A 19,063-nucleotide genomic window follows, 5' to 3' on the forward strand; every position below is an offset into this window, starting at 1 on the left:
GCCGGCTTCCCGGGGGTCGAAAAGGTTGTTAGAAAACTGTTACAGTGTTTGGAGGGGGTCCGGTTGGGGAAGAAAGCAAAGAGTGTGGTGAATGAATGGCTGAAGGCCGTTCTGGTGGCGGCGTCCCTGATGCTTGTGATGCGGGTGTTCCTTTTCGCTCCTTACGAAGTCCACGGTGAATCCATGTTCCCCACTTTGAAAGGAGAAGAGCTTTTGCTGGTCAACATGTGGATCTATGATATCTCCGAACCCAGATACGGAGACATCATTGTCTTCCACACCAAGGAGAACCGGGATTTCATCAAACGGGTGATCGGTAAACCGGGTGACCGGATCGCCGTGGAAGGCGGAAAAGTGATCCGCAACGGAAAAGCTTTGATTGAGCCCTATATAAACAAGCAGACCTTTGCGGGCGACCGCATCCGGAAGACCCTGCCGGAGATGGTGGTTCCGAAAGGTCATCTGTTCGTGATGGGGGATAACCGGAGCAACAGCCGGGACAGTCGCGATATCGGCGCCATCCGGATTTCCGAAGTGGTCGGCCGGGCCGATCTGAAGCTGACCCCCCTGAAAGAATTCAAAATTCTGGTCCGATAGTGTGGAACCATCGGAAGAGAGACTGGAGGGAAAGGAATGCTGTTTGACAGCCATGCCCACTTGAACGATGAACAATTTTCCAAAGACCGCGAGGAAGTCATCCGGCGGGCCCGGGAAGAGGCCGGGGTCAGTCGGATCCTCAACGTCGGTTTCAACCGGGATACCATCAAGGATACCTTGAAACTGGCGGAGACCTACGATTACATCTACGCCGCGGTGGGATGGCACCCCGTCGACGCCGTTGAGTGCACCGTTGAGGACTTGGAGTGGATCGAGTCGCTGACCGATCACCCCAAGGTGGTGGCTCTGGGTGAGATGGGGCTGGATTATCACTGGGACAAATCGCCCAAAGGCGTTCAGGAAAGCGTCTTCCGTCAGCAGATCCGGCTGGCCCGGGAGCTCGGCATGCCGATCATCATCCACAATCGCGAGGCGGATGAAGATGTGGTGCGCATCCTGCGGGAGGAAAAGGCGGAAGAAGTGGGCGGCGTGATGCACTGTTTCGGTGGGGACTGGAAAACGGCCGAAGCGTGCATGGAGTTGAATTTCATGATCGGACTCGGCGGTCCCGTCACATTTAAAAATGCCCGTCTCCCGAAAGAGATCGCCAAACGGGTACCCTTGGACCGCCTGTTGGTGGAAACCGATTGTCCCTACCTCGCTCCCCACCCCAACCGGGGGAAAAGGAACGAATCCGCCTATGTGCGGTTGGTGGCCGAAGCGATCGCCGAACTGAGGGACATGCCTCTGGAAGAGCTGGCCCGCTGCACCTTCGACAACGCCACCCGCCTCTTCCGGATCCGGGAAGCCTGATTGCATGGGGATTCGGTTCGTTGTGATAAAATAGAAGTATCCGTATCCGGAAACGGTGATGATTCATCACCGTTTTTGTACATGGAAAAGGGTGGGGACCATCGAAGCGAAGAAGATAAAGGAAGTGATTGTGGTGGAGGGCCAAAACGACACAGCGGCCGTCCGCCGGGCCGTGACCGCCGATACCATCGAAACGGGGGGCTCCGCGGTGGGGCCCCACGTGATCGCCCGGGTGAAGCGGGCCCAAAAGTCCCGGGGAGTGATTATCCTGACCGATCCCGACGGAGCCGGGGAGCGGATCCGCCGGATTGTCTCCAGGGAAGTCCCCGGGTGCAAGCATGCCTTTCTCCAACGGGAAGAGGCGGCTGGAAAGAAAGGATTCGGAGTGGAACACGCTTCTCCGGAAGCGATTCTCCGTGCGTTGCGGAGGGTTCGTTGGGAAGAGGACGCTCCATTTTCCGACGGGGTTTCGTGGGAACGCTATTTGGAGGTCGGATTGGCAGGAAAACCCAATTCCCGGTCACTACGGGAGCTTGTGGCACGCCGGCTCGGAATCGGGTACGGAAACGCCAAGCAGTTCTTTCGGCGGCTCCACATCCTCCGGGTCACGGAAGAAGAATTTGAAGAGGCGTGCTCAGGTGTGGGAAAGGATGAAACCGATGATCGTTGAAAGCGGGATTGCGGAAAAGACCCGTCGGTTGCTGGCGGAACACGGACTGCGGCTGAAGAAAAGCCTGGGACAGCATTTCCTGACAGATCGGCATATACTGGACAAAATGATGCGGGCCGCGGGACTCGACGGGGAAGCGGGTGTGCTCGAAATCGGTCCGGGAATTGGAGCCCTTACCGAAAGGCTGGCACAGGAGGCCAAAAAGGTGGCCGCCGTCGAGTTGGATGATCGACTGGTCCCGGTTCTCGCCGAATTGTTCTCCGACCGCCCTCATGTGAAAATCATCCACGGAGATGCGATGGAACTGGATCTCCATCGCCTGATCCGTGAGCATCTCGGGGATTGTTCCCGGATCAGCGTGGTTGCCAACCTCCCTTATTACGTGACGTCACCGATCCTGATGCGTCTGTTGGAAGAAAGGCTTCCTTTGGAACGGATCGTGGTCATGATCCAGAAGGAGGTGGCGGAGCGTCTGATGGCTTTGCCGTCAACCAAAGCATACGGTGCCATCACCGTAGCTGCCCGGTATTACACGGAAGTCGAATGGGTAACCCGGGTCCCCGCACATGTGTTTGTTCCGCGCCCCCAGGTGGATTCCGCCGTGATCCGGTTGAATGTTCGCCGGCGACCGGCGGTGGAGGTCACCAATGAACCCCTGTTTTTCCGCGTGGTCCGAGCCGCATTCAACCAGCGGAGAAAGACGCTGTCCAATGCCTTGACTTCGGGGTTGTTCAAAGGAGAGCGGAAGGAAAGCGTGATCCGGTGTCTGGAAGAGGTCGGGATTGATCCCAACCGCCGGGGGGAAACACTTTCATTGGAGGAGTTCGCGAAGCTTACCAATCGGCTGGATGAAAGAGCGAAATCATTCATATAGTATAGGCAAAACCACCCGGAAACGTCCGGAAACCTCGGAGGGGAATGGGGTTGCAATTCTATCACCCGCGAAAAGGACGCATCAGCCTGGATCAAATGATATCCGAGATCTATTCATTTATCGAAGCGGACCGCAACGCCGTTTACAAAATGGTGATCGGGACCGATTCCCAAACCAGCCACAAAGGAACACTTTTCGTAACGGCCATCATCCTGCACCGGGTGGGGAAGGGAGCGCTTTTTTACTACTCCAAGAAACGAAGCCGTCCGCTTTTGGATCTCCGGTACCGGATTTACAAGGAAACCGAGTACAGTTTGACCCTGATGGAACAGTTGAAGGAAAAGGGGTTTTTAGGGGCTTCCCTGGAGCTTCCCGTGGAAATTCATCTGGACGTCGGACGGAAAGGGGAGACCCGGAAACTGATTCAGGAGGTTGTCGGCTGGGTGACCGCTGTGGGGTATACAGCCAAAATCAAACCGGATGCTTACGCGGCCAGCGCGGTGGCCGATCGGTTCACCAAATAGGGGTGACCGGCTCATGTTCGGTGAGGATTTTGTCGGGATTTCACTTCTATTGTCATTTGGCGAAAAATCGTTGACACAGGGCTTATACCCTTGCTATAATTCACTTTTTGACAACCGTGCCTCACCGTGTTATAATGAACATCGAGTGAGGTGGTCGAAGTAAATGGGTAGGAATGCGTTGTCTGAGATAAAACGGACATTGGATGGCTACATCGGGAAGAAGATCCGGTTGAAAGCCAACAGTGGACGTCGCAAAATCGTTGAACGAAGCGGGGTCCTGGAAGAAACGTACCCCTCCGTGTTCATCGTCAAGCTTGACGAAGACCAACACTCCTTTGAGCGCGTCTCATACAGCTATGCAGACATCCTGACTGAGACCGTCGAACTGACCGTTTTCCAAGATGAGGGGCAAGTCCCCGTAAGATATGTCAAAGATGCTCAATAAATGACGGGACCTTCCTTCCTGTCCCGATTACCATCTCCTGATCCGAGCCCTCTGAGGATCGGATTTTTTATTTTTTCAGGAATGGTTGTCCATCCGGACCGTTTCCTGCAGGGATATTATTGATACATCTGGGATGGACCGAAGCGGCTTCGGGTTAATGCCTAGTCCGCTTCGACGGAAAATCCCGTCAGTGCGCCAAAGTGACCGCGGACAACGGCCTCGATGAGCTGTGACGGAATCAGGAAGTCATTGGTCGGGAAAGCGGATGGATCTTTGGTTCATACTATCTTTAACCCGCGTCGGAGAAAAAAGAGGGGGAGTCAGATGGCAAGACGGGGCGTCATGTCGGAAGACTTGAAAGTCGAATTGGCCAAGGAACTGGGATTTTACGATGTGGTTCAACGTGAAGGCTGGGGCGGAATCAAGGCCCGTGATGCCGGGAACATGGTGAAACGGGCCATCCAACTGGCCGAAGAGCGTATGGCAGACCGATAACCGTCCGGGACTGTACACTGTTCCTCGCGGTTGGCGTGAAAAAAGTCACGGGACCTGAAGTTTTCCGGTGCGGGGGAACGGGCGGGGAACGAGATCCCCGTCCGTTTTTTCTTTGCTTTTACGGGTTGTGGCCAAATGGTACAATAGAAAAGCCAGATTTTCGCTTTTACCCTCGAAAGAAGCAAGAAACGGGTGAGAGAAAGGGGGGCGGAAGTATGGATATCTCCTTGAAGGCTCCGGCCAAGATCAATCTCACGCTGGATGTCTTACATAAACGGGATGATGGTTACCACGAATTGGAAATGGTGATGACGACCATCGATCTGGCCGATCGGATCGATCTGACCGAAAGGGCGGGAGGAATCGGTCTGGAAAGCACCTCGGGATTTGTCCCCTTTGACGATCGGAACTTGGCATACCGGGCAGCCGCCCTGATCAAAAAGCGTTTTGACATCAAAAAAGGCGTCCATATCAAGATTCACAAAAAAATACCGGTGGCGGCCGGTCTGGCGGGTGGAAGCAGCGATGCCGCGGCCACGTTGCGGGGGTTGAACCGGCTGTGGGAGCTGGGATTGTCGGTGGAGGAACTGGCGGGGTTGGGACTGGAATTGGGTTCGGACGTCCCCTTCTGCGTTCGCGGCGGCACTGCCATCGCCAGAGGGAGAGGGGAACAGCTGACCCCTCTTCCTCCCCCCCCTCCCTGCTGGGTCGTGTTGGCCAAACCTTCCCATGGGGTTTCGACGGCGGAAGTGTTCAACGCTTTCCGTGCGGATCGGGTTCAGAGCCGTCCCCGGTTGGACCGGATGGAAGAAGCGCTGGAAAAAAAGGATTTTTCCGGTGTATGCGAGGAGCTTTCCAATGTTCTGGAGAGTGTTACACTGGAACAGTATCCGCGGGTCCGCCACCTGAAAGAAAAAATGAAATCCTTCGGCGTTCCGGGGGTTTTGATGTCCGGCAGCGGTCCCACGGTGTTTGGTCTGGTTGAACGGGACAACGTTGCCAGACGCGTGGTTAACGGGTTGCGGGGCTTTTGCCGTCAGGTTTATGCCGTCCGGATGCTGGGCGGACTGGAAGGAACCTCTCTTGATTAAATCCGTATAAAATGGTATATTTTAATAATAACATTCGGATTTTTTGTGGAGGGTATCCATGAAAAAGTGGAAGCGAAGTGCGCGGCTGGTCCACATGACCCAACAGTTGCTTCAAAACCCCCATCGCCTGATTCCGTTGGGCACCTTTGCGGAACGTTACCAGGCGGCCAAATCTTCCATCAGCGAAGACCTGGCCATCATCCACGAGGTGTGTCGGTCGGAAGGACTCGGGGAGTTGGAGACGGTCCCCGGAGCCGCCGGAGGCGTCCGCTTTCTCCCGCGGGTCAACCGATCCTCTTCCCGGGCTCTGATCGACAGGCTCTGCCGGAGTCTGTCCGATCCCGGCCGCATTCTGCCCGGAGGTTATCTTTACCTTTCCGACTTGCTCGGGGATACGTCATTGGTTCGGGAGATCGGCCGTGTCTTCGCTTCCGTTTTTGCCGCAAGCGGTGCCGATGCCGTCATAACGGTGGAGACCAAGGGAATCCCGCTGGCTTATGCGACGGCCTGCCAACTGGGGCTGCCGGTGGCCATTGTCCGTCGCGACAGCCGGATTACGGAAGGTTCAGTGGTAACGATCAACACAGTTTCCGGTTCGAGTAAACGGCTCGGCAGTCTTTCACTTTCCCGGCGAAGCCTGCCGGAAGGAGGCCGGGCGCTCATTATCGATGATTTCATGAAAGCGGGCGGGACCGTTCGGGGCATGATCGATCTTTTGAGGGAATTCAACGCCGAAGTGGCGGGTGTCGGAGTGATGACGGACAGCCGGGTCGACGAGCGGTTGGTGGAGGATTACGTTTCCCTTACCACCGTGAACGAAGTGGACGTCAAAGGTCAGAGGATCAAGGTGGTTCCCGGCAATTTATTGGAACGGGGAGGAATCCAGGATGGATAAGATTCAAACCGATTACGCCCCGCAGGCGATCGGCCCTTATTCTCAGGCGATCCGGCTGGATGGGTATGTATTCACTTCCGGCCAAATCCCTCTGAATCCGGAAGGTGAACTGGTGAAAGGGGGCATCGAGGAACAGACAAGGCAGGTTCTCACCAATCTGAAAGCGGTGCTGGAATCTGCCGGAAGCGGGCTGGACCGGGTGGTCAAGACGACGGTTTTTCTGAAAGACATGGGGGATTTCCAAACCGTGAACGGAATCTATGCCGAGTTTTTCGATCAATCCCGTCCGGCTCGTTCCTGTGTGGAAGTGTCCCGTTTACCCAAGGATGTCCGAATTGAAATCGAAGCGGTGGCCGTGGTCGGATAAATCACGAAAAAATCCAAAATGATGGCAGGAACTTGAAGGAATCTTACCGCCCATGTGGAAATAGTCCAATACATCATCTCTGGAAATGGGTGGTGAAGCAGGTTGGAAATTACGGATGTTCGACTGCGCCGGGTGAATCGCGAAGGCCGAATGAGGGCCATCGCTTCGATCACGATCGACGGCGAGTTTGTGGTGCATGATATCCGGGTAATCGACGGTAACAACGGCATGTTCGTGGCCATGCCGAGCAAGCGAAGGCCGGACGGAGAATTTCGGGATATTGCACACCCCATTTCTCCCGATTCCCGTGAGAAAATCGAAATGGCCGTTCTCGAGGAGTATCATCGGGCCGGACAGGAAGAAATCAATCCAGCGGTCGGGGACAACGCTTTCTGACCGGGCGTCGGAAAAACAGGCGGCCCGTCTCCTGCAGGACGCCGGGGAAAACAGAACTCATGTGATGGAGACGCACTGGGGGTCCGATGGGCCCCCTGCTTCTTTGTGTTTAAATTCCATATTATTACTTTGGTGGATCGGTCTTTCATTTTCGCTGTTGTTGCATTGCGAAAATCTTTGGGATATAGTCGGATATGGAGTTTTTGCAAGGAATTTCGGGGGGGCTTCTCTCAGATGGAAAATTTGTTTGCCGTTGTATTGGCCGCTGGAAAAGGGACCCGCATGAAGTCCAAGGTCCACAAAGTGTTGCACCCGGTTTGCGGCAAGCCGATCATTGACCATATCGTCGACACGCTCTCCGAACTGGAGGTTCGGGAGAAGGTGGTGATTGTCGGTCATGATGCAGAAGCCGTGGAAAACCACTTGGGTGAGCGGGTGTCCTTTGCCCGGCAAAAGGAACAGCTGGGGACCGCACACGCGGTGATGCAGGCGGAGAGCCACTTGTCGGGGGAGACGGGAGTGACCCTCGTTCTCAACGGAGACCATCCCCTGTTTACGAAGGAGACCTTGGAAGGCCTGATCCGGCATCATCGGGAATCCGGGGCTGCAGCAACCATCTTGACGGCAGAGATGACCGATCCGACGGGATATGGTCGAGTGATTCGGAAAGAGGATGGAAGTGTGGACCGTGTGGTGGAGCACAAGGATGCTTCGGAGGAAGAACGCCGTGTTCGTGAAGTGAACACCGGGACGTTCTGTTTTGACAACCGGCTCCTGTGGAAGGCGCTTTCCAGAGTGGACAATGACAATGCTCAAGGTGAATACTACCTCCCTGATGTCATCCCTGTTTTAAAGGGAGAAGGGCACCGGATTGCTGCGAGTCGCATGACGGACCCGGCCGAAGCCAAAGGGATCAACAACCGCGTCCAGCTGGCGGAAGCGGAAAAGGAACTGCGCCGGCGTATTTTGCACCGGCACATGATGAACGGGGTGACTATTACCGATCCCGATCAAACGTATATTGAACCCGATGTGGAAATCGGCGCGGACACGATCATCCATCCGGGGACCATCCTCAGGGGGAACACCCGGATCGGATCGGATTGCGTTATCGGACCCCAAGCGGACCTGACCGGAGTGGAAACGGCGGACGGAGTCCATATCCGCTACGCCGTGTTGCAGGAATGCTTCGTGGGACGAGGAGCCACCGTCGGCCCCTACACCTATATCCGTCCCGGCTCCACCCTCGAAGAAAGGAGCAAGGTGGGCGCTTTCGCCGAAGTGAAAAACACGCGTCTCGGAGCCGGCAGCAAGGTTCCGCACCTCAGCTACGCGGGTGACGCCGATATCGGAGAGAATGTCAATTTCAGTTGCGGGGCGATTACGGTCAATTATGACGGACGGCAGAAATACCGGACCACGGTTGAAGACGGGGCCTTTATCGGCTGCAATGTCAATCTGGTGGCTCCGGTGACTGTCCGGAAAGGGGCTTACGTGGCCGCGGGATCCACTGTGACCGATGATGTTCCGGAAGAAGCCCTGGCCATCGCCCGCCAACGGCAAACGAACAAACCGGAATACGCCGGGAAACTCCGGAAAAAAGACTGAACTTACTTTTCCAACAAAAGTGGAGGGTTGGGGGAAAGATGTCCAGATTGCATGTTTTCAGCTGTAATTCAAATCCGCGGTTGGCCCGGGAAATCGCCGACCATATCGGGGTGCCCCTGGGTGATGCGGTGGTTGGCAGGTTCAGCGACGGTGAGATTCATGTCCGTCTGGATGAGAGCGTCCGTGGCTCCGACGTCTATGTCATCCAGTCAACCTGCCATCCCGTCAATCAGAACCTGATGGAACTGTTGGTGATGGTGGATGCTCTCAAACGCGCTTCCGCCCGCACCATCAATGTCGTGGTTCCGTATTACGGTTATGCCCGGCAGGACCGGAAAACCCGGGCACGTGATCCGATCACGGCCAAACTGGTGGCCAACCTGATTGAAACCGCGGGGGCGGACCGCCTGATCACCATGGACCTGCACGCGACCCAGATCCAGGGCTTTTTCGACATTCCCGTCGATCACCTTCTGGGCGTTCCCATCCTGGGAGAATACTTCCGGAAAAAAGGCCTGGACGACGTGGTGGTCGTATCTCCGGACCACGGTGGGGTCATCCGGGCGCGGAAATTGGCCGAACGGCTGGAAAGCCCGATCGCCATCATCGACAAGCGCCGCCCGGAACCCAATGTAGCGGAAGTGATGAACATCGTGGGACATGTCAAGGGCAAAAGGTGCATCATTATCGATGACATCATTGACACCGCGGGCACGATCACCCTGGCGGCCAACGCCCTCCTGGATTACGGGGCCAAAGAGGTATACGCCTGCTGCACTCATCCGGTCTTTTCCGGACCGGCCATTGAACGGATCCGGGACTCTTCCATCAAGGAGATGGTGGCGACCAACACCATTCCGCTTCCCGAAGAAAAACAGCTGGACAAAATCCATACACTCTCGGTCGCTTCTCTGATCGGCGAGGCGATCCTCCGGGTTCACAATGAACAATCCGTCAGCAAACTCTTTGACTGACCCCCTTGAGTCTGGAAGCGTTGTGATTGAATATTCGTTTCGAGAAAAGGGAAGCGTTTACCCGAAACAGCGGCTTTGCTGTCTGCCCGGCGGAGAATCAGCCAGCAAGGGCGTTCAGGGGCAAAAGCATCTCTGTGTGCAGGCGTTTTGCCCCTGCCGCAGCAGGAAGATTCGGAGCGGACCGTGCACCATCCATCCCTGCAGGACAGCATAGCGAGACCGGGGAGCGAAGCGACCCCGGGCGAGACTTGTACTCTGTGAGTGCATAGGTAAATGTCGATGCTCCCTTATTTCACCATCCTTCTGGAGCAACCATGTTTAACCTTCCTCGCGATAGGGAATGCATAGGATATTGAGCAAAGTCCGCTCAATGGAGCCTGACCTCTCTTAACAGCGAAGGAGGAAACCGATTCATGGCCTATACCATCACAGTCGAAAAACGCGAAAGCCGACCGAGATCCATCTTGACCCGTCTTCGCCGGGAAGGCCGCGTTCCGGCTGTCGTATACGGAAAAGGGATTGAGAACGAGCTGATTCACCTGGAAAACAGCGAAGTAATCAAGATGCTTCAGCAGGAAGGAACTTCGGCCGTTTACGAGATCCGGTTTCCCGACGGGAAATCCCGTAAGGTCATGATCCGTGAGTTGCAAAAGGATCGAGTCAAGGATCAGATCCTCCACATTGACTTTAAGGAAGTCAAGATGAACGAACCCATCGAAGCCGAGGTCCCCGTTGAACTGACCGGCGAACCCAAAGGGGTCAAAGAGGGGGGCATCCTGGAGCAACAGCTCCGGAGCGTGAAGATCCGCTGTCTTCCCGACGAGATCCCGGAGTCGGCGAAAGGTGAGATTGGGGACTTGGAGATCGGCGAGTCCATCACAGCAGGTGACTTAAGGGTTCCGGAAGTCGCCGAACTTCTCACCGACCCGCAGGAAGTGGTGGCTTCCGTCCGGCCGCCTCAGGTGGAACAGGAGAAAGAAGCCGAAGAGGAGGCGGAAGCGGCCGCTGAGGCGGACAAGGCCAAGGATGAAGCGGCTGATCAGGATGATGTCGAAGGGAAGGAAGAGGATTAACCCCTTTGGTGGGAAAAATCATAGATACGGGATTCAAAGGACAAGCTTTGGACCGGGGATCAGGCGCAACGCTTCCGTTGCGCCTTCCTGTGTAATGGAGGAGGAGCGACACCAATGAAAGTGATTGTCGGACTGGGCAACCCGGGTTTAAAATACGCGTTGACAAGGCACAACATCGGATTCTGGGTGGTGGACCGACTGAGTGAGGAATGGGGGATCCCGGTCGGAAAAGAAAAATGGAAAGCCCAAGTGGGAGAAGGACGTGTCGGCACGGAAAAAGTCGTTCTCCTCAAACCGGAAACCTACATGAACCGGTCCGGGCAATCCGTAAGACCCGCTCTGGATTGGTTGAAATGCGATCTGGAGGATCTCCTGGTGATTTATGATGACCTGGATCTGCCTCCCGGGAAAATCCGTTTGCGTCTGAAGGGGAGTGCCGGCGGGCACCGAGGTGTACAATCCATTATCGACCACCTCGGTACCGCCGACTTTAAACGAATCAAGATCGGAATCGGGCGACCGGATTCACCGGTGCCGGTCACAGATTATGTCCTTTCCCGTTTCAATGAGGAAGAGGATGAACCGATCGCCGATGCCGTTCAACGTGCCGTCGATGCGGCCAAAGCGTGGATTGACCGCCCCTTTGAAGAAGTGATGAACGAGTTCAACCGGAACAGGGAATCACGGATCGGCCCTCCGGGTGAGGATGGGTGAATGGAAGGCCTTCGGATGGGAGATACTGTAACGGAATCATCCATTCCATGGAGGCATAGTATGGAGGTAAATTATTTCTGCCGGTATTGCAACTCCACGATCGGACGGATCGATCATGATGGGGTGACGGAAGTGCAACTGGGTTTCCATTGGTTGACCCCGGAAGAGCGGAAGGATATAATATCCTATGATTCAGACGGTCGAACCACCGTTCGAGTGGTATGTGAAACATGCCAGGAAATGCTGAACCGAAATCCGGAGCTGTCCCTCTTATCCCGACCGTTACAGTAGGTCAGACTGTGGTGAAGCACCGTCGAAGACAGGTGAGAGAAGGAAAAAATGGACAGGGACGGATTGCGGGTATACGACAATACAGCCTTAGCTGTCCCCAGCTGAGGCTTCTTTTTGTATGTTTGCGAGGAATCGAAGTGGAGGGGAGGATGAAGGGATTTGGAAACCCTGCTTCAATTGTTTCGCCGGGACCCCGAGTTTCAATCCACAGTGGAATCCTTGAAACAAGGGTTGAAAGAGCAACTCGTGGCCGGGCTGACAGGTTCGGCCCGGATGATGTACGTGGCTTCTCTTTTCCGGGAAACCCGACGGCCGGTGATGGTGGTGACCCATAACCTGAACCAGGCCCAAAAAGCGGTGGAAGATCTTTATGAATTGCTCCCAAAAGATCAGGTGATGCTTTATCCGGCCAACGAACTGGTCGCGACGGAAATTGCCCTGGACGGACATGAAACCCTGGGTGATCGAATCCACGCTCTTTCCCGTCTGTCGAAAGGATTTGACGGGGTTTTTGTCGTGCCTTTCGCCGGTCTCAGAAAAATGTTTCCCCCCGCCCATGTAATTGCCGGTAACCACCGCTCCCTGAAAGTGGGGATGGAAAGCCCGATCGGCCCCTTGATGGACCACTTGGTCAAAGTCGGGTACGAGCGAACCGAAATGGTGGAAAAACCCGGTGAGTTCAGTTTACGGGGCGGAATTCTGGATCTTTACCCGGTCACGTTCCAAAACCCGGTGCGGATCGAATGGTTTGATGATGAAGTGGAGTCCATCCGTCTGTTCTCCGTCACGGATCAACGCTCCCGGTCGACATTGGACGAGGTGGAAATCCCCCCTGCCCGGGAACTGTTCGCCGATTCGGATACATTGTACCGAGTCGGGGATGAGGTGCTCAATCTCTTGGAAGAACGGCTGTCCAAAGTGAAAGATCCCGAGACGCGGAAAAAGCTGACGGAGAAGATCACCTGGGAGGCAGAGCAACTGAAATCGGGCACCCTTTTCACCGGTATTTACAAATATATCAGCCGGATTTATCCGGAGAGTCACAGCCTGTTGGATTACCTGCCCATGGATACGATCTGGCTGATGGACGAACCTGCCCGGATTCAGGAATCCGCGCGCCAGATGGAAAAAGAAGAAGGAGAATGGCAGACCGCCCTCCTCAGCCAGGGGGAGTACCTGCCGCAACTGGCTTTATCCCATTCCTACGACGACCTTTTGGCGCGGCACGAAAATCAGCGGATTCACCTCTCTCTGTTCGTCAGACAGGTGGGGGGAATCCAACCCCAAAACATCGTCCAGTTCATATGCCGGGGCATGCAGCAGTTCCACGGTCAGATGCACGTGTTGAAAACGGAGTGGGATCGATGGACGAAATCCAAGTACCGGGTTCTGTTTCTGGCCAGCACCGAAGAGCGGGCCGAGCGCCTGGAGAGGGTTTTGTCCGATTACGGGATGGAAGTGACCCGATCCAAGGAAGAGAGTCCCCTGCCCCCCGGCCGTCCCTCCGTCCGCGTCTCCTCTCTCGCCAGTGGATTCGAGCTGGGAAGCGCGAAGTTGGCGGTGGTGACCGAAGGAGAAGTCTTCACCCAAAAACGGCGCAGAGTCCGTCGATCCGCGAAAATGGACCACGCGGAAAAAATCAAGGATTATCAGGAATTGAAACCCGGGGACTATGTGGTGCACGTCAACCACGGCATCGGGAAGTACACCGGGACGGAGACCCTGGAAGTCGGCGGAGTTCACAAGGATTACATGCTGATCCAGTACGCCGGCAATGACAAGCTCTACGTGCCGATTGAGCAGATCGACCAGGTGCAGAAATACCTCGGCAGTGAAGAAAAGACGCCGAAGGTGTACAGCCTCGGGGGAAGCGAATGGAGCAAGGTCAAAAACAAAGTTCGCTCCTCGATCGAGGACATTGCGTCCGACCTGATCAAGCTTTACGCCAAACGGCAGTCGGCCAAGGGATATGCCTTCTCCCCCGACACGCCTTACCAACGGGAATTTGAGGCGCTTTTCCCCTATGAGGAAACGGCGGACCAGTTGCGTTCCATCGAAGAGATCAAAAAGGACATGGAGAAACCCCGGCCCATGGACCGGCTTCTGTGCGGGGATGTCGGTTACGGAAAGACGGAAGTGGCCATCCGGGCTGCTTTCAAAGCCACGATGGACGGAAAGCAGGTGGCGGTTCTCGTTCCCACGACCATCCTGGCACAGCAGCATTATGAGACCTTCATGGAACGCTTCGCCGATTTTCCGGTGGAGATCCGGGTGCTGTCCCGCTTTCGTTCCCGGAAGGAGCAAAAGGTGACCATCCAAGAGGTGAAAAACGGGACCGTCGATATTGTGATCGGAACCCACCGCCTCCTGTCGAAAGATGTTCAGTTCAAGGATCTGGGTCTTTTGATCGTGGACGAAGAACAGCGCTTCGGGGTGAAGCACAAGGAAAAGATCAAGCAGTTGAAGAGCAACGTCGACGTTCTCACCCTGACAGCGACGCCGATTCCGCGGACGCTCCACATGTCGATGATGGGGGTACGGGACCTGTCCGTGATCGAGACTCCGCCGGAGAATCGTTTTCCCGTGCAGACATATGTTCTGGAATACTCTGCCGCATTGGTAAGAGAAGCCATTGAACGGGAAATGGCCAGAGGTGGACAAGTTTACTTCCTGTACAACCAGGTTCACAACATTGACAAAATGGCGGATCAGATCCGAATGCTGGTCCCGGATGCCCGCATCGCTGTCGCTCACGGGCAAATGGCCGAATCCCAACTGGAAAAGGTTATGCTGGACTTTTTGGACGGGGAGTATGACGTTCTGGTGAGTACCACCATTATTGAGACGGGGGTGGATATCCCCAACGTCAATACTCTGATCATTTACAATGCGGACAAAATGGGCCTCTCCCAATTGTACCAGCTTCGGGGCCGGGTGGGCCGATCCAACCGCATTGCCTACGCTTATTTCACCTACCAGCGGGACAAAGTGCTGTCGGAAACGGCGGAAAAACGCCTGCAGGCGATCAAGGAATTTACCGAACTGGGCTCCGGTTTCAAAATCGCGATGCGGGATCTGGCCATCCGAGGGGCGGGAAATCTTCTCGGTGCAGAGCAGCACGGTCACATCGCGTCGGTCGGTTTTGAATTGTACACCCAGATGCTGAAAGAAGCCATCGCGGAACAACAAGGAGAAAAAGAGGAAGAGAGCCGACCCGATCCCGTGATTGAGCTGGATGTGGATGCTTATATTCCCTCCGATTACATCGGGGATGAAAAACAGAAGTTCGAGATTTACAAAAAGATCCGCTCCGTCCGCACCCTGGAGGAAGCCCGGGATTTGAAGGAGGAGATGGAAGATCGTTTCGGGGATCTTCCCGGCCCGGTGCAAAACCTGCTGCGCGTCGCCCGCCTTCGTGCTTATGCCATTCGATACCATATGGAAGAGATCAAGCAGCAGGGTCAGGAGATCCAGATCCGGCTTCATCCGGACCAAAACCAAGTGGTGGACGGTCAGCGCCTCTTCAGCGTCGCGCATGAATTTCCCGGTCGCGTGCGCCTTTCTTCCGGTGAACGCATCGGGATCAACTTCCGGTTGAAAGGAATGCCGATGGCCGAAGGACTGGAAATGGTGGAACAGTTTCTGATAAAATATGAAACGGTTCCTAAAACGAAAGGAGCAGTTCCAAATGCGGCCAATGAATAAGCGACTGCTGACGGCGTTGAGCGCCCTTTTGGCAGTCACTCTGTTGGTAGCCGGCTGTGGTTCCGGCAAGGAGGACAAGAACGCGAAAGACTCCGCAGAGACGCCGGCTGGACAAGCCGAACCACTTCCCACGGACAGTAAAAAAGTGGTGGCGGAGTATGAAGGCGGAAAAGTGACCGAAGGGGAACTGAACCTTTACCTGAACATTTTCCGTTTCTTCCAGCCTCAAATGGCGGCTCTTGTCAACACGCCCGAGGCTAAAAGGGAAATCGTCAAACAGTATATTGCTGAAAAGCTGATTGTGGATCGGGTAAAGGATGACGATAAGTATGAGAAAAAAGCGGAGGAATCCCTGAAGCAGTTCGAGAAGCAGCTGAAGCAGGCACCCGCCGGGGGCAAGGATAAGAAGAAAAAGGACATGGACACCGTCCTGAAGGAAAACGGGATTACCAAGTCACAGCTGAAGACGTTTCTGGAAAATAACAACAAGGTTTCCGCATACTTCGAAAACAAGGTCAGCGAAAAAAGCCTGAAGCAGGCATACGAGAAGTCGGATGACTTCTACAACATCAAGCTTCAGCATGTGCTGATCTCCACCCAGAAAGATCCGGAAAGCAACGAACCGAAACACTCCGAGAAAGAAGCCAAACAGTTGGCAGAAGAAGTGAAGAAAAAATTGGAAGGTGGGGAGAAGTTCTCCAAGTTGGCCAAGAAATACTCCGAAGACCCCGGCTCCAAGGATAAAAACGGGAAGGTGGAAGGAACCCCCGACCAATGGGCTCCGGCTTTCGGAAAAGCGGCCAAAGAACTTCCGTTGAAAAAGATCAGCGATCCCGTGAAGACGGAATTCGGTTATCACGTCATCAAGGTGAACGAACGGAAAAAGCAACCCTTCGACAAGGTGAAGGATCAGTTGAAAGGACAGAAAGTCCAGGAAATGTACCAGGATTTCATCAAAGAGGAAGTCAAGATCAAGAAGCTGAACATTCCCGGTGACAAAGGAAAAGAAAAAAAGTAAGCCGGAAAGACCGACGGCAGGGTGTGAATCCCTGCCTTTTTTATTGGTTTTTGGTGTTCGCATAATAAATTGGCAAGGGATGAATACTATGGGCGTATCCATCGGCAGATACAGGGAAGAGAATCGGCCTGATTCGAAAAAAATTATCGTGAAAGCGAGGCAACAGAGACCCATGAAAGCAACCGGCATCGTACGTCGCATCGACGATCTCGGACGGGTCGTGATTCCCAAGGAGATTCGCCGGACCCTTCGCATCAGGGAAGGAGATCCTCTGGAGATTTTCGTCGACCGAGACGGAGAAGTGATTTTGAAAAAGTATTCCCCCATCGGGGAGTTGGGAGATTTTGCGAAAGAGTACGCGGAAGCTCTTTTTGAAAGTTTGCAGCATGTCACCCTCATCTGTGACCGGGATTCGGTGATCGCCGTCGCCGGAGCGTCGAAGAAGGATTATCTGGACAAACCCGTGGGAGGAATCGTGGAAACCTGCATGGACCAGCGAAAGCACCATCAGGAAACAACCCCTTCCCGCGCCGAACTGATCCGCGATATGCCGGAGGCCTACGAGTCCTATATCATTGTCCCGATCAACGCGGGCGGAGATCCCATCGGAGCCGTCATCCTCCTTTCCAAGGAAAACGGCGCAAAAATGGGGGATACGGAGCTGAAGATGGCCACAACGGCTGCATCCTTTCTGGGTAAACAGATGGAACAGTAACTCTGGGCCCGATCGCGGACTCCTTTCCAAGGAACACCATTATAACAGGTTTGTATCGGTGGAGCAGGCGGAGAGGCCTGCTTTTTCCGTCTGCAAATGACCATTCCCCGGCGAGAAAGTGTATACTGGAGGATAGGTTTCAATGATCGGAAAGGGGATTGCCATGACACCGGGGAAACAGTCATTCATGAAAGGAGCCGCAATCCTGGCGGCTGCCGCTTTCATCACGAAACTCCTGGGAGCGGTTTACAAAATCCCCTATCAAAACATCACCGGTAACGAAGGGATGTTTGTTTACCAGCAGGTCTATCCCTTATACAGCACTCTTTTGACGGTGGCCACGGCCGGTTTTCCCATCGCGGTTTCCAAGTTGGTGTCGGAACGGCTGACACGGGGAGACGAAGAAGGGGCCCGGAGGGTGTTCCGGGTCACTTCGATCTTGCTGTCCCTTTCCGGTATTCTCCTGTTTATCCTCCTTTATTCAGGGGCACCTGCGGTGGCTGCCTGGATGGGCAGCCGCAAGCTCCTTACCCTGCCGATCCGGGCGGTATCGACAGCGCTATTGATCGTTCCCGTGATGTCTTCCATCCGCGGGTACTTTCAAGGCCATCAGAATATGACCCCGACTGCGGTTTCCCAGGTGGCGGAGCAAGGAGTTCGGGTGGCGACCATTTTGATCTTGGCCTGGTGGTTCACGGCCACGGGAGCCGGGGTGGTCTACGCCGGTGCCGGAGCGGTTTTCGGCGCATTCACCGGAGCGGCTGCCGGCCTGGTGGTGCTCTTGTTTTATTGGAACCGAAACAGGAAACAGCGGAAACGGTTGATGAGACAAACGGACAGGCCTTTGACTTCTTCCCGGAAGGAGCCCCTCGGGAAATTGATCCGACAGCTGGTGGTCTTGTCCATCCCCATCTCCCTGGGGGCGCTGGTGCTCCCACTCTTTTCCCTGGCCGATTCCTTCACGGTCGCCAACCTTTTGGAGGCGGGAGGTTGGAGTAAATACCAGGCAGTGGAGGGAAAGGGGATTTATGACCGGGGGCAGCCCCTGATCCAATTCGCTTCCTTTTTTGCCACTGCGCTCTCCCTGTCGATCGTACCGGCGATTGCGGAAGCGCAGACCCGGGGAGACGAAAGGAGAACGGGGGAACGTTCCGCCCTGGCCCTTCGCATGACTCTGTTTCTGGGATTGCCCGCCTCGCTGGGGTTGGCCTTGGTGGCCCAACCCACCAACGTGATGCTGTACCGGGACGCTGCCGGCTCGGAAGCCCTGGCGATCCTGGCCTTGACCACGCTGTTTTCCACCCTGGCGATGACCTCTTCGGGAATCCTTCAGGGGTTGGGGAAAGTGGGGTTGCCTGCTCGGAACCTGTTGATCGGGGTGGGGGTGAAGCTGATCGGGAACCTTTTTTGGGTTCCCGTGCTGGACATCCGCGGGGCGGCCCTTGCCACGGTCCTTGGTTATGCCACGGCGGCCGCCCTCAATCTGGGGGCCCTGCGTTCACGGATCGGCTCCCTTTTCCGCCTCGGCCCGGCCAAATTTCCGTTATTCGGCTCGGTCCTGATAATGGGCTTCGCTGCCTGGGTTGCCGTCCGGGGGATTCTTTGGTGGACGGAGGGTTGGAGTTTGCGTCTTTCCATGAGTGCCGCTTCCCTCGGAGGGGTGCTGGCCGGCGCGGTCGTATACGGTACGGCTCTTCTCGTGCTGGGAGTGGTCCGCCGCCGGGACCTGGAGCGGGTTCCCAAGGTGGGCAGCCGGTTGGTTCCATTATTGGAGCGGTACGGGTTGTTGAAATATTAG

General features: G+C 55.2%; 20 protein-coding genes. All 20 read left to right on the forward strand.

The window, feature by feature from the left end:
• Window positions 1-63: 63 nt before the first annotated feature.
• The 20 genes from lepB (at window position 64) to C8P63_RS13605 (ending at window position 19,063) form a co-directional block, all read left to right on the forward strand.
• The gene (lepB, locus tag C8P63_RS13510) at window positions 64-597 is read left to right on the forward strand and encodes a signal peptidase I (RefSeq protein WP_245920912.1); all 534 of its coding nucleotides are present in this window, start codon (window positions 64-66) and stop codon (window positions 595-597) included.
• A 36-nt stretch (window positions 598-633) separates the two neighbouring features.
• The gene (locus C8P63_RS13515; protein ID WP_108025097.1) at window positions 634-1,410 is read left to right on the forward strand and encodes a TatD family hydrolase; all 777 of its coding nucleotides are present in this window, start codon (window positions 634-636) and stop codon (window positions 1,408-1,410) included.
• A 100-nt stretch (window positions 1,411-1,510) separates the two neighbouring features.
• Window positions 1,511-2,080, forward strand: coding sequence for a ribonuclease M5 (gene rnmV, locus C8P63_RS13520; RefSeq protein WP_146172182.1), 570 nt, complete (start codon window positions 1,511-1,513; stop codon window positions 2,078-2,080).
• On the forward strand, window positions 2,061-2,954 hold the full coding sequence (gene rsmA / locus C8P63_RS13525; protein WP_281258718.1) for a 16S rRNA (adenine(1518)-N(6)/adenine(1519)-N(6))-dimethyltransferase RsmA: 894 nt from the start codon (window positions 2,061-2,063) through the stop codon (window positions 2,952-2,954). Before rnmV ends, rsmA begins: the two co-directional genes overlap by 20 nt.
• Window positions 2,955-2,998: 44 nt before the next feature.
• Window positions 2,999-3,478 carry a ribonuclease H-like YkuK family protein gene (locus C8P63_RS13530; protein ID WP_342748076.1) on the forward strand — a complete coding sequence of 160 codons (480 nt, stop codon included), beginning with the start codon at window positions 2,999-3,001 and terminating at the stop codon, window positions 3,476-3,478.
• 163 nt (window positions 3,479-3,641) lie between these two features.
• On the forward strand, window positions 3,642-3,923 hold the full coding sequence (gene veg, locus C8P63_RS13535; RefSeq protein ID WP_108025103.1) for a biofilm formation stimulator Veg: 282 nt from the start codon (window positions 3,642-3,644) through the stop codon (window positions 3,921-3,923).
• A gap of 324 nt (window positions 3,924-4,247) precedes the next feature.
• Window positions 4,248-4,418: a small, acid-soluble spore protein, alpha/beta type gene (locus C8P63_RS13540; RefSeq protein ID WP_108025105.1), complete on the forward strand. Its 171-nt coding sequence runs from the start codon at window positions 4,248-4,250 to the stop codon at window positions 4,416-4,418.
• 215 nt (window positions 4,419-4,633) lie between these two features.
• Window positions 4,634-5,509 carry a 4-(cytidine 5'-diphospho)-2-C-methyl-D-erythritol kinase gene (gene ispE, locus C8P63_RS13545; protein ID WP_108025107.1) on the forward strand — a complete coding sequence of 292 codons (876 nt, stop codon included), beginning with the start codon at window positions 4,634-4,636 and terminating at the stop codon, window positions 5,507-5,509.
• A 58-nt stretch (window positions 5,510-5,567) separates the two neighbouring features.
• Window positions 5,568-6,404: a pur operon repressor gene (purR, locus tag C8P63_RS13550; RefSeq protein ID WP_108025109.1), complete on the forward strand. Its 837-nt coding sequence runs from the start codon at window positions 5,568-5,570 to the stop codon at window positions 6,402-6,404.
• Window positions 6,397-6,771, forward strand: coding sequence for a RidA family protein (locus C8P63_RS13555; RefSeq protein ID WP_108025110.1), 375 nt, complete (start codon window positions 6,397-6,399; stop codon window positions 6,769-6,771). The genes purR and C8P63_RS13555 overlap by 8 nt, the downstream gene beginning before the upstream one ends.
• Window positions 6,772-6,873: 102 nt before the next feature.
• Window positions 6,874-7,167, forward strand: coding sequence for a septation regulator SpoVG (gene spoVG, locus C8P63_RS13560; RefSeq protein WP_108025112.1), 294 nt, complete (start codon window positions 6,874-6,876; stop codon window positions 7,165-7,167).
• A gap of 234 nt (window positions 7,168-7,401) precedes the next feature.
• Window positions 7,402-8,775, forward strand: coding sequence for a bifunctional UDP-N-acetylglucosamine diphosphorylase/glucosamine-1-phosphate N-acetyltransferase GlmU (gene glmU / locus C8P63_RS13565; protein WP_108025114.1), 1,374 nt, complete (start codon window positions 7,402-7,404; stop codon window positions 8,773-8,775).
• Between the two features lie 38 nt (window positions 8,776-8,813).
• Window positions 8,814-9,749 carry a ribose-phosphate diphosphokinase gene (locus C8P63_RS13570; protein ID WP_108025116.1) on the forward strand — a complete coding sequence of 312 codons (936 nt, stop codon included), beginning with the start codon at window positions 8,814-8,816 and terminating at the stop codon, window positions 9,747-9,749.
• Between the two features lie 413 nt (window positions 9,750-10,162).
• Window positions 10,163-10,822, forward strand: a complete 660-nt coding sequence (locus C8P63_RS13575) for a 50S ribosomal protein L25/general stress protein Ctc (RefSeq protein ID WP_108025118.1) — start codon at window positions 10,163-10,165, stop codon at window positions 10,820-10,822.
• A gap of 114 nt (window positions 10,823-10,936) precedes the next feature.
• Entirely contained in the window at window positions 10,937-11,536 is a 600-nt protein-coding gene (gene pth / locus C8P63_RS13580; RefSeq protein ID WP_108025120.1) for an aminoacyl-tRNA hydrolase, read from the forward strand.
• A 60-nt stretch (window positions 11,537-11,596) separates the two neighbouring features.
• Window positions 11,597-11,827, forward strand: a complete 231-nt coding sequence (locus C8P63_RS13585) for an anti-sigma-F factor Fin family protein (protein WP_108025122.1) — start codon at window positions 11,597-11,599, stop codon at window positions 11,825-11,827.
• 159 nt (window positions 11,828-11,986) lie between these two features.
• Entirely contained in the window at window positions 11,987-15,532 is a 3,546-nt protein-coding gene (gene mfd / locus C8P63_RS13590) for a transcription-repair coupling factor (RefSeq protein WP_108025124.1), read from the forward strand.
• Window positions 15,516-16,550, forward strand: coding sequence for a peptidylprolyl isomerase (locus tag C8P63_RS13595; protein WP_170109657.1), 1,035 nt, complete (start codon window positions 15,516-15,518; stop codon window positions 16,548-16,550). Before mfd ends, C8P63_RS13595 begins: the two co-directional genes overlap by 17 nt.
• A gap of 172 nt (window positions 16,551-16,722) precedes the next feature.
• Complete coding sequence (gene spoVT / locus C8P63_RS13600; protein ID WP_108025207.1) at window positions 16,723-17,265, forward strand: stage V sporulation protein T; 543 nt, start codon at window positions 16,723-16,725, stop codon at window positions 17,263-17,265.
• Window positions 17,266-17,407: 142 nt separating this feature from the next.
• Window positions 17,408-19,063, forward strand: a complete 1,656-nt coding sequence (locus C8P63_RS13605; RefSeq protein ID WP_245920913.1) for a putative polysaccharide biosynthesis protein — start codon at window positions 17,408-17,410, stop codon at window positions 19,061-19,063.

The sequence above is a fragment of the Melghirimyces profundicolus genome (assembly GCF_003054245.1).
Classification (GTDB): Bacteria; Bacillota; Bacilli; order Thermoactinomycetales; family DSM-45169; genus Melghirimyces; species Melghirimyces profundicolus.